This window comes from Sphingopyxis sp. LC81, from assembly GCF_000756375.1.
Classification (GTDB): Bacteria; Pseudomonadota; Alphaproteobacteria; order Sphingomonadales; family Sphingomonadaceae; genus Sphingopyxis.
On the sequence record NZ_JNFD01000014.1, the window covers coordinates 79,593 to 92,778 of the forward strand.

Annotated in this window: 13 protein-coding genes; 2 read left to right on the plus strand and 11 right to left on the minus strand. The window is 66.4% G+C overall.

Features of this window, described 5'->3' with window-relative positions:
- Window positions 1–216 precede the first annotated feature (216 nt).
- From FG91_RS07905 to FG91_RS07950, 10 genes are all read right to left on the minus strand, one after another.
- Window positions 217–1,971, minus strand: a complete 1,755-nt coding sequence (locus tag FG91_RS07905; protein ID WP_037513900.1) for a hypothetical protein — start codon at window positions 1,969–1,971, stop codon at window positions 217–219.
- Between the two features lie 91 nt (window positions 1,972–2,062).
- Entirely contained in the window at window positions 2,063–2,668 is a 606-nt protein-coding gene (locus tag FG91_RS07910; protein ID WP_037513902.1) for a hypothetical protein, read from the minus strand.
- 78 nt (window positions 2,669–2,746) lie between these two features.
- The gene (locus tag FG91_RS07915; RefSeq protein ID WP_052187403.1) at window positions 2,747–3,262 is read right to left on the minus strand and encodes a demethoxyubiquinone hydroxylase family protein; all 516 of its coding nucleotides are present in this window, start codon (window positions 3,260–3,262) and stop codon (window positions 2,747–2,749) included.
- On the minus strand, window positions 3,259–3,741 hold the full coding sequence (locus FG91_RS07920; protein ID WP_037513904.1) for a disulfide bond formation protein B: 483 nt from the start codon (window positions 3,739–3,741) through the stop codon (window positions 3,259–3,261). The genes FG91_RS07915 and FG91_RS07920 overlap by 4 nt, the downstream gene beginning before the upstream one ends.
- 12 nt (window positions 3,742–3,753) lie before the next feature.
- Window positions 3,754–5,151: a S41 family peptidase gene (locus tag FG91_RS07925; RefSeq protein WP_052187404.1), complete on the minus strand. Its 1,398-nt coding sequence runs from the start codon at window positions 5,149–5,151 to the stop codon at window positions 3,754–3,756.
- Between the two features lie 134 nt (window positions 5,152–5,285).
- Window positions 5,286–6,500, minus strand: a complete 1,215-nt coding sequence (locus FG91_RS07930) for a murein hydrolase activator EnvC family protein (protein ID WP_037513906.1) — start codon at window positions 6,498–6,500, stop codon at window positions 5,286–5,288.
- Window positions 6,497–6,925: a 23S rRNA (pseudouridine(1915)-N(3))-methyltransferase RlmH gene (locus FG91_RS07935; protein ID WP_037513908.1), complete on the minus strand. Its 429-nt coding sequence runs from the start codon at window positions 6,923–6,925 to the stop codon at window positions 6,497–6,499. Before FG91_RS07935 ends, FG91_RS07930 begins: the two co-directional genes overlap by 4 nt.
- A gap of 33 nt (window positions 6,926–6,958) precedes the next feature.
- A complete protein-coding gene (gene rsfS / locus FG91_RS07940; protein WP_081940474.1) occupies window positions 6,959–7,369 on the minus strand; it encodes a ribosome silencing factor in 411 nt (136 codons plus the stop codon).
- Window positions 7,366–8,061 carry a nicotinate-nucleotide adenylyltransferase gene (locus FG91_RS07945; RefSeq protein ID WP_052187405.1) on the minus strand — a complete coding sequence of 232 codons (696 nt, stop codon included), beginning with the start codon at window positions 8,059–8,061 and terminating at the stop codon, window positions 7,366–7,368. Before FG91_RS07945 ends, rsfS begins: the two co-directional genes overlap by 4 nt.
- Entirely contained in the window at window positions 8,025–9,311 is a 1,287-nt protein-coding gene (locus FG91_RS07950) for a glutamate-5-semialdehyde dehydrogenase (protein ID WP_052187406.1), read from the minus strand. Before FG91_RS07950 ends, FG91_RS07945 begins: the two co-directional genes overlap by 37 nt.
- Before the next feature lie 78 nt (window positions 9,312–9,389).
- Between FG91_RS07950 and FG91_RS07955 the strand changes: the two genes are divergently transcribed.
- Both FG91_RS07955 and FG91_RS07960 read left to right on the plus strand, forming a co-directional pair.
- Window positions 9,390–10,514: a DUF3667 domain-containing protein gene (locus FG91_RS07955; protein WP_037513910.1), complete on the plus strand. Its 1,125-nt coding sequence runs from the start codon at window positions 9,390–9,392 to the stop codon at window positions 10,512–10,514.
- Window positions 10,515–10,571: 57 nt separating this feature from the next.
- Window positions 10,572–12,203 carry an alkaline phosphatase D family protein gene (locus tag FG91_RS07960; protein ID WP_037513912.1) on the plus strand — a complete coding sequence of 544 codons (1,632 nt, stop codon included), beginning with the start codon at window positions 10,572–10,574 and terminating at the stop codon, window positions 12,201–12,203.
- Here the strand turns inward: FG91_RS07960 and FG91_RS07965 are convergent.
- A complete protein-coding gene (locus FG91_RS07965; protein WP_052187407.1) occupies window positions 12,188–13,090 on the minus strand; it encodes a PD40 domain-containing protein in 903 nt (300 codons plus the stop codon). The genes FG91_RS07960 and FG91_RS07965 overlap by 16 nt on opposite strands.
- Window positions 13,091–13,186: the final 96 nt, after the last annotated feature.

A 13,186-nucleotide genomic window follows, 5' to 3' on the forward strand; every position in this document is an offset into this window, starting at 1 on the left:
TCGTGCGCCTCCACAGGCGCGGTCCAAATGCTGATGCCATATTACAGCCCCCTAGGCTGGCGATTCCCAGAACCGCACGTTTTGCCCCAAAAATTCCCAAGTCAAGACAGCTTGCCAGTGATTCGTTAATTTTTGCACTCGGTTCGGCGCGGATTTGCAACCAAATCGCGCCGGACTGCAAAAATGCCGGAAAATTAAGGCTTTCGCGTCGTTCGACTATATGATCGCGCCTTCGCGGTAGCGGGGGGACAATTCCGTGATGATGTCCTCGACCGAAACGAGCCGCCATTCCGCGCCGCGAAGATCCATAGGGATTTGCGTCGCGTGAAAGAAGCGGACGCGCAATTGGGCCTCATAGCCCGAATTCTGGTCGAAGGGGGGAATGTATCCGCCCGAGACATGGGTGGTGCGAGTAAGAGCGATGCGGCTTAGTACGAGCAGCCGGTCGAAGCCTTCTTTGCGTGCGGTTTGCGCCGCCCCCAGCAAAGCGAGTTCCTCGACGGCCGCTTTGGGCGCAAGCGCGTGGGTATAGCGGATCGTCCATGTGTCGCTGTCGCCCTCGCGATTGCGCGACAGCCCCGTATCGCTAAGGAAATAGCCATCGCCCGCGGGCTTGAGCACGGGGACGACCTTCGGGGTCTCGGGCTTTGGAAGCATTTCCATAAATTCGTCGAACGACAGGTCGAGTGCCGCGCTGCGCTCCTGCGCATTTCGCAGCTCGATCGCAGCGATCGCGCGTTCGACATCCGCCTTGTCATCGGGCCCCATCTGGGGAGTCAGGCGCAATACGTCGATGGCGATCGGCAATTCGACGAGGCGTTTTTTCCTCATCTCGGCGTGCGATTGCTCGATCGGCTTGATCGCGATCATCGGACGATAGGCAATGGCCGCGGCCCATAGATTCAGCTCGTCCCGCGCCTTGCGTGCGTGTGGCTGGCGTCGGGCATGGGCTTCGACATCCTTTTTCCGAGGTGGTCGTCCATCGGTCCGCGGGGGTGGCGGGGCCATGATCTCGTCGAGTTCCACCCCGGCAAGGGTGATCAACGCTTTCGCTTCCTCGCTATTGCCAGCGACGTTTTCGGCATAGGCCCACGCACCATAAAAGCCTGTTCGAACGCCGATTTCCTTTAGTTCCGCTTCGGCGGCGTCGGTGAGGGTCCAGCCGCCGCGTTGTTTGGGCAGGTCGAAACTGACCGCAGGGGCGATGTCGCGGGCGGCCTGATACTGCCCGGACAGAAAATTCATCCAGAAAAGACCGATGCTCTTTTCGGGAGCGAGGGCAATTCGCGAGCGCAGTTCTACCACTTGGGCCGGGAGGCTGTGATCCATGTCCAGCGTCAGTCGCGTTGCAAGATCGGCAATTGATTGCGACCATCGTCGTTGATTACGGAATTTCGCGATCGCGGCGATCGCCTCTTCTTTACGGCCCAGTTTGCTCAAGGCGTAGGCGCGGACCGCCTGATTGCCGATTCCTATGCTCCGCGCGAAATAGGGGTCATTGTTCGCCGCGCCCAATGCATCGCTGTCGTCGGCAAGTTTGAGCGCGGCTTCGGCATTCCCTGCCGCAATCTTTTGTACTGCCTGGCCTTGCAACAGGCTGGCGCGGCGTAGCCAAAAATTATCGACCAGCCGCGAATCGACGAGCGCACGGCTACAGGCGGAGACGCCGGTCTCCCCAAAAATCCGCATCCCGCCGCGGCGCAGGTCCGCCGAACGCGTCGTGGCACCGAAGAGGAAGGATTCGCGCGCGATGCCGTCCGATTTACCCTTGGGTGCGGCATAGCCATCGCAAATACGGAAATCATTGTCGCTGGCGCTACCGTCTTGGCCGACGGGTAACGGCGGGGCGGTCTTCGCCGCACTCATCCCTGCGCCGGGAACCTTCGCCAGCTTGTCGTTTTCAACCGCAAGGGCTGGACAAGCGGCCAAGCCCATCGCGAGCGGCAGCAGCGCCGAAAAACAGAACTTCATGATATCCCCCCGGACTTTTCCCCAACCTGTTGGCTATTGGACCGTCACCGGTCGATCAATGGGAAAAGCATCCAGGGCCGGAACTTGCCCTTCAGTTCTGCGGCGGGGGAGGCAACGGCGCGGCGTCAGCTTCGTCGGGGGCGGGCTGCGCGGGCGCCTGGCCGTTCGCCTGACGCTCGAGTTCCTCGGCCGCTTTCTGCCGTTCGGCGAGCGCGCGTTCCTCGGCGACGACCGCGGCTTCAACTTCGTCCGCCGCGGCGTCGATGCCCGCGATGCGCTTGGCGCGTTCGTCGGCGATCATCGTCTGCCAGTCAGTCTTGTTCGCAGCCTGGCGTTCGGCCTTCGCCCCCGCGACGAGTGCCTGCGTACAGCCGGTGAAGCCGCCGAGGCCGGTTGGCGAGCAGCTGTCGGTGCCAAAGCGGCCGACGCGTTCGAGCGCGACCACCTTGTTCGCCCACGCCTCATTGCGCACGTCGAGTGGATTGCCGCGCAGCATTTGGGGAACGCGATAGCGTTCGGTTTCGGGCAGGCGGTTACAGACGACGATTTCGTCAGGGCTCGACTGTTCGCACTTGTCGTCGCCATAGATGATGACCTGGTTGATCTTTTCGGCATCGACCGTCTGCTGCTGCGCCGCCACGGGCATGGCGGCAGCACTGCCGGCGAGGATCAGCGCGAACAGGGGGAGGCGGGTCATCGTATCTTCCTTTGTCGTTTCAGGCGGCATGGCAGCCGCTACCTGCATCCGCCGTGAACGGCGCCGGCGGCTATTCTATCAGATACGTTTCGACAGCGCGATGGCTGCACGGCAGCCCGCGCGGATCGCGAAGCTGAGGATCGGGTAACCGGGGGCGCTTTCTGCCCCTGCCGCCAATGCGGCTTCCTTGTGCTCCAGCTCCTCGGCGCGGAAGTCGGCGACCGCGGCGCTGAGCTCGGGGTCGCTGTCGCCGAGTTCATCCAGCTGGTCGCTGTAATGCCGATCGATCTCGGTCTCGACCGCGGCGGTGCACGCCATCGCGGCGCGCGGACCCATCGCGGCGGTGACGGCGCCCAGCGCGAAACCCGCGACGTTCCAGAAGGGCTGGAGCGCGGTCGGGCGCACACCGCGCTTGGCGATCATGGCATCGAAGAATTTGCGGTGCCGCTCTTCCTGCTCGGCCATATGCGCGATTTCGCGCGCCATCGGGTGGCGGTCGCCCATCACCGCCAGCTGGCCGGCATAGATGCGCGTCGCGCCATATTCGCCCGCCTGGTCGACGCGGATCATCGATGCCGTGCGCTTGTTCCTCATGCCGCCGATGTGGTCTTCCGGCGCAGCAAGGTCAAGACGAGCGCTGCGGCGCCGAGCGAGAAGATCGCGTTGAATCCCGCGAGCGAGATGCCGAAGAGCGTCCATTGCGCGGTGTCGCAGCGGATCAGCGGCGCGTTCATTATCGAATCGAGCGACACTGGACCGGCGCCGCCGGTTGCGCAGGTGGTGATGCCTTCCCAGAAGCCATATTCGACCCCGGCGTGAAAGATACCGATCGCCCCGCTGATTGCGATCGCGACGGCGGCGAGCAGGGTGAGAGCGCGCATCGCCTTGTCATTGCGGCGGAGGAGCAGCGCGAGCAGTGCGAGCACGATCGCCGCCTGATGCGGCCAGCGCTGCCAGTAACACATCTCGCACGGGTGGAGGCCAAAGCCATATTGCGACACGAGCGCGCCGCCATAGAGCAGCAGCGGCGCGAGAAACGCGACGACGGGTGCGGAAAGCCGCGAGTTCAGCATGTCCCGCGCCCCTTAGTTGCGCGCGGTCGGCTTGGCAGGCTTGACCGGCGGCTTGCCGCCCTGCGCCATGCGCGGCGCGACCGGGCCGATGCGGCCGATCGTCTGCAGCGCATAATGGAGCTGGAAATCCTCGATGCCCTTCGCCTTCAGGTCGGCGGCGGTCGCGGTGAAGCGCGGATCGGCCTTTTCGTCCTTTTCGAGCAGGCCGTTGTCGACCTTCTTTTCGTTGACCAGGTGGCGGCGCAGGTCGCTTTCGCGGAACTTCGGCCGCGACGCATAGTCGGGATCCGAAATCTGCGGCACGCGGATATCGGGCTCGATCCCGCCTTCCTGCACGCTGCGCCCCGACGGCGTGTAGTAACGCGCGGTGGTCAGGCGCAGCGCGGTGGTGTCGGTCAGCGGCAGCACGGTCTGCACCGATCCCTTGCCAAAGCTGCGTTCGCCCATCACGACCGCACGGTGCTGGTCCTGCAGCGCGCCCGCGACGATTTCGGAGGCCGAGGCCGATCCCGAGTCGATCAGCACGACGACCGGCGCGCCGCTGGCGAGGTCGCCGGGTTCGGCGAAATAGCGTTCGATATCGCCCTTCTTGCGGCCGCGCTGCGAAACAATCTCGCCGCGTTCGAGGAACAGGTCGCTGATCCCGACGGCTTCGTCGAGCAGCCCGCCGGGGTTCGAACGGAGGTCGAGGATCCAGCCGCGCGGTTTCTTGCCGAGCGATTTTTCGACCGCCATCATCGCGGCCTTGAGGTCGGTCGTCGCGTCGGCCGAGAAGCTGGTGACGGTGAGCACGCCGACGTCGCCGCTGACTTCCCACTTCACGGGCTTCAGGTCGATGATCTCGCGCGTCAGCGTCATTTCGATCGGCTTGTCCTGGCCTTCGCGGACGACGGTGATCCCGATCTCGGTGCCCGGACGTCCGCGCATCTGTTCGACCGCCTCGTCGAGCGTCAGGCCGAAGATCAGTTCCTTGTTGATGTGGGTGATATAATCGCCCGCCTTGATTCCCGCCTTGTCGGCCGGGGTGTCGGCGGTCGGCGCGATCACCTTTACGACGCCGTCTTCCATCGTCACCGACAGGCCGAGCCCGCCATATTCGCCGTCGGTCTGGGTGCGCAGGTTCGAAAAGCCGCGCGCGTCGAGATAGCCTGAATGCGGGTCGAGGCTGGCGAGCATGCCGTTGATCGCGCCTTCGATCAGCTTCGAATCGTCGACCGGTTCGACATAGTTGGATTTGACCTCGAGATAGACGTCCATGAAGCGCGAAATTTCTTCCTGCGTCTTCGAATCGACGGTCGCCATCGCGCCGGTCGCGAGCGGAACGAGCGCCAGCGTCGAGAGCGCGGCGGCGCCCTGCCACAAGGCGAAGCGGCGCTTCGGGGACACGGCGGTCTTGGTCGATTCGGTCATGGGCGTCTTTCAGTCACGCGAGAGCAATCCCGCCTTATAATCCCCGGCCCGCCATCCTCCTACGCAAATCTGCGGGCGTCAAGCGGTGCATCCCTATGCGAGACAGCGGCCGAACGGGCGATTAACGGCGCCGCTCAACCGATCATCGCGACGATATCGACCGGACGGCCGGCGCGGCGGAGCTCGACGGTGATGCGGCTGTCATCGGAACCGGCGCGGCCGATCGGTGCCCCCGGATCGAGCGTGTCGCCGACCCCGACCGACAATGCGATCATGCCGGTGAGCAACGACACCCAGCCGCCGCCATGGTCGATGATGACGATCTTGCCATAGCCGCGATAATCGCCGGCAAAGCCGACGCGGCCGGGGGCGGGGGCGACGACTTGGCCGCCCGGGCGCGCCGCGATCGTCACGCCGCGCGATCGGACGCCGCTTTCGTTGACTTCGCCCAGCCCCGCGACGATGCGCCCGACGACGGGCAGACGATAGGCGCCTTGCGCCAATTCGGCTTCGGCCGCGGCGGGCGGCGCGGCACTGGCGACGCTGCCTGCAGGATTGCGCGGGCGCGGCACCGGGCCGGCGAGCTGCGCCAGTTCGGCGCGCACCGCGCTGTCGGCTTCGAGCGAGTCCATCAGATCGACGATGTCGCGCGCCTTTTCGCCGAGCCCGAGCGCGCGGTCGGCCTCGAGCTGCGCGCTGCTCATCAGCTCGCGCGAGCGGAGTCGCCCTTCATTTTCGAGCCGTGTCAGCGCGTCGCGGCGCTGCGCGAGCTGCGTCTTGCTGGTCGAAAGCGCCTTCAATGCGATTGCTTGCTGCTGCCGTACCGTCTGCAGCGCGCCGAGTTCGCGGCGCGCCCCGGCGGTGCGGCGCTCGATCACCGGCATCGCGGCGTCGATCACCGCGCGCGCGTGCACCATGTCGGTCAGCGATCCCGGCTGCGCGAGCACGCTGACCGGCGGCTGGCGGCTCAACTGCTGGAGCGAGGCGGCAAGTTCGAGCAACGGCTGCTGTTGCTGCGCCAGCCGCGCGCGCTGACCCGCGAGACGGCGGCTGACGAGCGCGACCCGGGCTTCGCCGGCGCTGATGTCGGCCTCGGCCGATTGGATGCGCGCGGCGAGCGCCGCGCTGCGCTTCTTCAGCCGGTCGGCCTCGCTGCTCGCCGCCACCGCCTGTTTTTCGAGCAATGCGCTGCGCGCCATCGCCGCCGCCGACTGCTGCTTGGCATCGATCAGCTGCGTGCGCTCGCGCGCCGCGATCGCCTGCGGATCGAAGATGTCGCTCGGCGCCAGCGCGAGCGCCGTGCCGCCGAAGACGGCGGTAATCGCCAAGACGGCGAACGCGCGTCTCACTGGCGGCCTTCGCGGTGATAGGGATGGTTCGCGACGATGCTCGTCGCGCGCCACAATTGTTCGGCGAGCATCGCGCGCGCCATCAAATGCGGCCAGGTCGCGCGGCCGAAGGCGATGACCTTGTCGGCGCCCTCGCGCTCCTCGGGGGTGAAGCCGTCGGCGGCGCCGAGGCAGAAGCGCGCCTCGCGCACCCCTCCGTCGCGCCATTTTTCGAGCAATTTGGCGAATTCGAGCGACGACATCTGGTCGCCGCCCTCGTCGAGCAAGATGGTGCGGCTATTCTCCGCCGCGGCGGGCATGCGGCCGCCCGTATCGGGAAGCTCCGAAATCTTCTGCGCCCAGGTCACGCGCTTCATATAGCGCTCGACCAGCTCGGCCTCGGGCCCGCGCCCGATGCGCCCGCGCGCGATGATGTGCAGCAACATGAGCGTCCGCCTAGCCGGTAGGCGGGGCGGACGTCAATTTGCCGCGGTAACCGGCGGCGCGTCGCCGAACGACCACATGCGCTCGAGGTTGTAGAAGCTACGCACCTCTGGGCGGAACAGGTGGACGATGACATCGCCCGCATCGATCAGCACCCAATCGGCATTGGGCAGCCCTTCGACGCGGACCAGCCGGCCCGCTTCCTGCTTGATCCGCTGTGCCAGTTTCTCGGCGATCGCCGAGACATGGCGCGTCGACCGGCCGCTCGCGATCACCATGTGATCGGCGATGCTGCTTTTGCCGGCAAGCGGGATGGAGATGGTTTCCTGGGCCTGGTCCTCATCCAGCTGGTGGAGGATCAGAGCGTGGAGCGCGTCCACGTTATCGCCAGAAGGCTTTGGGGCGGATGCGGCGCCACTGGCGGCATCCTGGTTGGCGGAGATCAAATGCGTCCTTTCCTAGTCGGGTCCACAAGGCGCGAACGGGTCAGCGGGTCGCGCAAAGCGCGGCCTTCATAGCGTTCGAACCAGCGGGGGTTGGCCTGCCGTATCGCAGTTGCGGATCGCACATCGGGCGAAAATCGCAGGAACACGAGGGCGGGCGGTCTCCAGTCCATCCAATGTAATTTCTGGTCCACGGGCCGGACGAAGCGCCGAAGCCAACCCATCGCACGCCTTGCATGGGCGCGGTCATTATAGCCCGGACGCGCGATAACCGCAATCGGCATGAGTCGGGCAATCCCCCGCCAGTCGCGCCATTGGGGCAGTTGGACCAGATTATCGGCCCCCATGATCCAGATGAACTGGCGGTTCGGGTAACGCCGGACGAGCTTTTTGAGCGTATCGATCGTGTATCGCGTGCCGAGTTCAGCCTCGATTCCCGTTGCGCGAATCGGCGACCGCCGCGCTATGCGCTGCGCCGAGCCGAGGCGCGCGGAGAGCGAGGCCATCCCCGCCTTGGGCTTCAGCGGATTGCCCGGCGAGACGAGCCACCACAGCTCGTCAAGGCCGAGCGCGTCGATCGCGTTCAGGCTGATCGCGCGATGCCCGCCATGCGCGGGGTTGAAGCTGCCGCCGAGGAGGCCGGTGGGGATCCGGCGCGTCAGGGCCGGACCTGTCCCGAACCGCGTACCAGCCATTTATACGTCGTGAGCCCTTCGAGCGCGACGGGGCCGCGGGCGTGGAGTCGCCCCGTGGCGATGCCGATTTCGGCGCCGAGGCCGAATTCGCCGCCGTCGGCGAACTGCGTCGAGGCATTGTGCATGACGATCGCGCTGTCGACGCCGGTCAGGAAGCGCTCAGCCGCGGCGGCATCCTCGGTGACGATCGCGTCGGTGTGGCGGCTCGAATGCGCGTCGATATGCGCGAGCGCGCCGGCGAGGCCGTCGACCATGGCGACCGACACGATCGCGTCGAGATATTCGGTGTCCCAGTCGCCCGCCGATGCCGCGTCGACATGCGGGCTCAGCGCCACGACGCCCTTGTCGCCGCGTACCTCGCAGCCCGCCTTTACGAGTGCGTCGACGATCGCGAGCGGCGCGGGATAGGCGCGGTCGATCAGGATCGTCTCGGTCGCGCCGCAGACGCCGGTGCGGCGCATCTTGGCATTGACCGCAAGCTCGACGGCTTTCGCCGGGTCGGCGGCGCCGTCGATGTAGAGGTGGTTGATCCCGTCGAGGTGCGCGAGCACGGGCACGCGCGCCTCGTCCTGCACGCGCGCGACGAGGCCCTTGCCGCCGCGCGGGATGATGATGTCGATCAGCCCCTGCGCGCGAAGCATCGCGCCCACCGCGGCGCGGTCCTGCGTCGGCACCAGTTGCACCGCGTCGGCGGGCAGGCCGGTCTCGACGAGACCCGCCGCGAACGCCGCGTGGATCGCGCGGTTCGAATGCGCCGCCTCGCTGCCGCCGCGCAGGATCACGGCGTTGCCCGACATCAGCCCGAGCGCCGCCGCATCGGCGGTCACATTGGGACGGCTTTCATAGATGATGCCGACGACGCCGAGCGGCACGCGCACGCGGCTCAGCACCAGCCCGTTGGGGCGCGTTACGCGGTCGATCTCGGCGCCCGACGGATCGGGAAGCGCTGCGACATCGTCGATCGCGTCGGCGATCGATGCGAGGCGGCCTTCGTCGAGCCGCAGCCGATCGAGCATCGCGGCAGACAGGCCGTTCTTCTGTCCCGCCGCCATGTCCTCCGCGTTGGCCGCAAGGATATCCGCCGACCGCGCACGAATCTGCGCCGCCGCAGCAACCAGCCCGGCCGCCTTGTCCGCCGTCGGCGCCAGCGCGAGCGCCTTCGACGCGGCGCGCGCGCGCGCGCCCATGTCGGCGATCAGGGCGGCGGCGTCGCCGGGCAGGGGCGGCGCGGTGAGGGCTTCGGCGTTCATGGCGCCGCCCTATCACGCTTTGCTCCGGGGACGAAAGTCCCGTTGCGCCGCACCTCGCACCTCTTTAGGCAGGGCGCCATGAGCGGGGACATTGAAGGCATCGGGGCGGCGGTGACCGCCGGGTTGGCAGGGCATGCGGTCGAACCGCGGCATGGGGGCACGGGCGCGCCGCATGCCGGCGCGCGCTGCCTCAATTGCGGCACCAGCCTAACTGGCTCGCATTGCCATTATTGTGGGCAGCGCGCCGACGTGCATCGCAGTTTTGGCGCAATCGGGCACGATCTCGTCCACGCGATCTTCCATTTCGAGGGCAAGGTCTGGAACACGCTGCCGCTGCTCAGCTGGCGGCCGGGCGACCTGACGCGGCGCTATATCCACGGCGAACGCGCACGCTTTGTCTCGCCGCTCGCGCTGTTCCTGTTCGCGGTGTTTCTGACCTATGCGGTGCTCGCCATCGTCGGCAGCGGTGGCGGGGTCGGCGAGGGGATCGCGAAGGCAGCGGCCGAGCAGACGCGCTCGAACGCGCTCAAGGAAAGTTTCGAGGAGGAGGTCAAACGCGTCGACGCGAGCCTCGCGGCCAGGGACCTGAAGGCAGCCGAACGCCGCCTGCTCGTCGAAGAGCGCGAAACGCTCCAGAAAAGCGCCGACTATCTCGGCGTTGCGCGCAGCATGAGCAAGGAAGAGCGTGCCAAGGGGCCGCCGGTGCTCGACGATCCGGGCAAGCAGATGATGACCAGCGTCGAATTCGTTTCACGCACCAATTTCAATACCGGGGTGCCGTTCATCGACGAGGGCCTTGAAAAGGCGAACGCGAACCCCGCGCTCATATTATACAAACTACAGGCAAACGCCTATAAATTCGCTTGGGCGCTGATCCCGCTGTCGCTGCCCTTCATGTGGCTGCTGTTTCCGTTCAGCCGCCGCTTTCATACTTACGACCATTTCGTCTTCGTGACTTACTCGATCAGCTTCATGTTGCTCCTGTTCGTCGTCGTGCGCCTGTTCAACCTGACGATATTCGGCGACGTCGCGACCGCGTTCGCGATGCTCTATGTGCCCTTCCATATGTACCGCCAGCTTCGCGGCGCCTATCGTTCGTCGCGCTTCGGGGCTTTCGTGCGCACGAGCCTGCTGCTCTTTTTCAGCCTCTTTTCGGTCATCACCTTCATGCTGCTGCTGCTCGCGCTCGGAGTGATGGGATAGCACCCGAATCGTCACAAAGGCGGGGCAAAGACCCGGCCAAAGAGGAGGAGATTCGCGATGCATCATCATTGGGGCGAGATCGACCGGCGTCATCTTATCAAGCTGGGCACCGTCGGGCTGGCGGCGCTGTCGCTGCCGGGCGCGGCGCGCGCAATGATGGCGCAGGGCTTTACCCATGGCGTCGCGAGCGGCGAGCCGGGCCCCCATTCGGTGCTGCTGTGGACGCGCTATGCCGCGGCGAATGATGCGACGCTAACAGCCGAACTCTCCGAGACCGAGGATTTCTCCAAAGTCGTCGCGGGCGGCAGCGTCGTCGCGGCGGGCGAGCGCGATCATACGGCAAAGCTGATCGTAGACGGGCTGAAACCCGGCCGCTGGTATCATTATCGCTTTATCGCTCCCGACGGCACCAAGTCGGTGACCGGCCGCACGCGCACCTTGCCGCAGGGGTCGACCAAGGCGTTCAATCTGGCGCTCTTCTCCTGCTCGAACATGCCGTTCGGCTGGTTCAATGCCTATGGCCATGCGGCGGCGCGCGGGGACATCGACCTCGTCGCGCATGTCGGCGACTATCTCTACGAATATAAGGCCGGCGACTATCCCTCGGCGAAGCAGGCGCTTCCGGGGCGCGAGATCCAGCCCGCGCACGAGATCGTCGCGCTTGCCGATTACCGGCTGCGCTATGCCGCGTATCGCGCCGATCCCGACCTGCAGAAGCTGCACCAGCAGTTTCCCATGATCGCCCAGTGGGACGATCATGAATTCGCGAATGACGTGTGGAAGGGCGGCGCCGAAAATCACAATGAGGGCGAAGGCGATTGGGCGGCGCGCATGGCAGCCGCTGAACGCGCCTATCGCGAGTGGATGCCCGTCGCCGACACGCGCTGGCGCCAATATCAGGTCGGCGACCTCGCGACGATCTTCCTCCCCGAAACGCGGGTGACGGCGCGCGACCGGCAGTTCGAGGTCGACGAGATCATCGCCGGTGGGGGCGACGCCGCGGCAAAGCTCAAGCAGTTCGCCGAAACCGGCTACCGCGAGCCCGTGCGCCAGATGCTCGGCGCGGCGCAGGAAAAATGGCTGTTCGACGGGCTCGCCGCCTCGACCAGGGCGGGAACGCGCTGGCAGGTCTGCGCGCAGCAGGTCGTGATGGGCACGCTCTTCACGCCGCCCGAGACGCGCGATTGGTTCGCGGGCGAACAACCCGACTATATCCGCCGCCGCGTCGAGGCGGGGCAGCTTGCGGCCAAGGCGGGCCTACCGCTCAACCTCGACGCGTGGGACGGCTATCCCGCCGCGCGCAGCCGCCTGCTCGCCGCGGCGCAGCGCGCCGATGCCGACCTCGTCACGCTGACCGGCGACACGCACAATGCCTGGGCCTTCGACCTCGCCGAGGACGGCCGGCCGGCGGGAATCGAGATCGCGGGACAGAGCGTCACCTCGCCGGGGTATGAAAGCTATATCAAGGGCGTGACCGACGAGGCGCGCGTCTCGGCGCTGCGCCGCTCGTCGCCGCAGCTCAAATGGGCAAATACCGCCGATCGCGGCTATGTGACCGTGCAATTCTCCCCCGAACGGATGACCGCGAACTGGCACAGCGTCGAAACGATCCGCGCGCGTTCGCTTGCGCTGAAGAATACGCACAGCATGACCGCGGAGCGCGGGCGCCGCGTCTATAACGCCGCCTGATCGCCGCACCTCGGCGGCCACGACCGGTCGGGTTCGGGCACAAGGTCGATCAGGAACATCTCGCCCGAACGCTCGCCGTGCCGCTGCGCGAAGAGCAGCCGGTCGCCCTTTGGCGACAGCAGCGGGCCGACCTGGAACTGGGCGGGATCGGCGGGGATGCGCCCGGCTTCGACCCAGCGGTCGCCCTCGCGGCGATAGCGGTAGAGATGCGACCGGTCCCCGCGATCGGACACGGTGATCATCGTCCGGCCGTCGCGTGAAATCTCCGCCTCATACTCGTAACCGCCCGCGCTGACCGGCGGGCCGAGATTGGCGACCGTCCATTCGCCGGGCCGGACTTCGGTCGCGACATAGATGTCGCCGCCGCCAGCGCTGCCCTTGCGGCTCGACCCGAAATAGAGCCGGCCCGCGGGATCGGTGCGCGGCAGCAGCTCGGCGGCGGGTGAGTTGACCGGTTCGGGCAGGCGCTGCGGCTCGCCCCAGCCGCCATCCGCGGTACGCTCGACGTACCAGATGTCGAAATCCTCCTTCGCCGGCGCGTGCCGCGACGAGATATAATAGAGCCGCTTGCCGTCGGGCGTGACGAACGGGTCGGCTTCGATCGCCGGCAGCGGCATCGCGAAGGACGGCGGCACGGGTTTGCGCCATGCGCCATTCTCGCATTGCGACTGCATCAGCCGGTAGCGCTGGAAATCCTTGTCGGCCGCGAGGTAGATCATCGTCCGCCCGTCAGGGGTGAAGGTCGGCGAGGATTCATAACCGGGGCCCGAGATGGCGGCAGGGGTCCATAGCTTCGCGCTGCCCGGCACCGGCGTATCCGCCGCCGCAGTGCATCCCGCAAGCATCCCGAGGGAGAAGAGCGCTGGCGCGCGGTTGGCAAACATCATGGACTTTCTCTCCGGCAAGACGCTAGCAGATGCGCGGTGAATTTTGCCGGGCCCGAGGCGGTTGGCCAGCGTCCGATCGGCGGTGGCGGCGCCAAA

Excerpts from the sequence above, each read along its gene's own strand:
- FG91_RS07905 (WP_037513900.1), bottom strand. The coding sequence starts at position 1,971 with ATGAAGTTCTGTTTTTCGGCGCTGCTGCCGCTCGCGATGGGCTTGGCC.
- FG91_RS07910 (WP_037513902.1), bottom strand. The coding sequence starts at position 2,668 with ATGACCCGCCTCCCCCTGTTCGCGCTGATCCTCGCCGGCAGTGCTGCC.
- FG91_RS07915 (WP_052187403.1), bottom strand. The coding sequence starts at position 3,262 with ATGAGGAACAAGCGCACGGCATCGATGATCCGCGTCGACCAGGCGGGC.
- FG91_RS07920 (WP_037513904.1), bottom strand. The coding sequence starts at position 3,741 with ATGCTGAACTCGCGGCTTTCCGCACCCGTCGTCGCGTTTCTCGCGCCG.
- FG91_RS07925 (WP_052187404.1), bottom strand. The coding sequence starts at position 5,151 with ATGACCGAATCGACCAAGACCGCCGTGTCCCCGAAGCGCCGCTTCGCC.
- FG91_RS07935 (WP_037513908.1), bottom strand. The coding sequence starts at position 6,925 with ATGTTGCTGCACATCATCGCGCGCGGGCGCATCGGGCGCGGGCCCGAG.
- FG91_RS07945 (WP_052187405.1), bottom strand. The coding sequence starts at position 8,061 with ATGGCTGGTACGCGGTTCGGGACAGGTCCGGCCCTGACGCGCCGGATC.
- FG91_RS07950 (WP_052187406.1), bottom strand. The coding sequence starts at position 9,311 with ATGAACGCCGAAGCCCTCACCGCGCCGCCCCTGCCCGGCGACGCCGCC.
- FG91_RS07955 (WP_037513910.1), top strand. The coding sequence starts at position 9,390 with ATGAGCGGGGACATTGAAGGCATCGGGGCGGCGGTGACCGCCGGGTTG.
- FG91_RS07960 (WP_037513912.1), top strand. The coding sequence starts at position 10,572 with ATGCATCATCATTGGGGCGAGATCGACCGGCGTCATCTTATCAAGCTG.
- FG91_RS07965 (WP_052187407.1), bottom strand. The coding sequence starts at position 13,090 with ATGATGTTTGCCAACCGCGCGCCAGCGCTCTTCTCCCTCGGGATGCTT.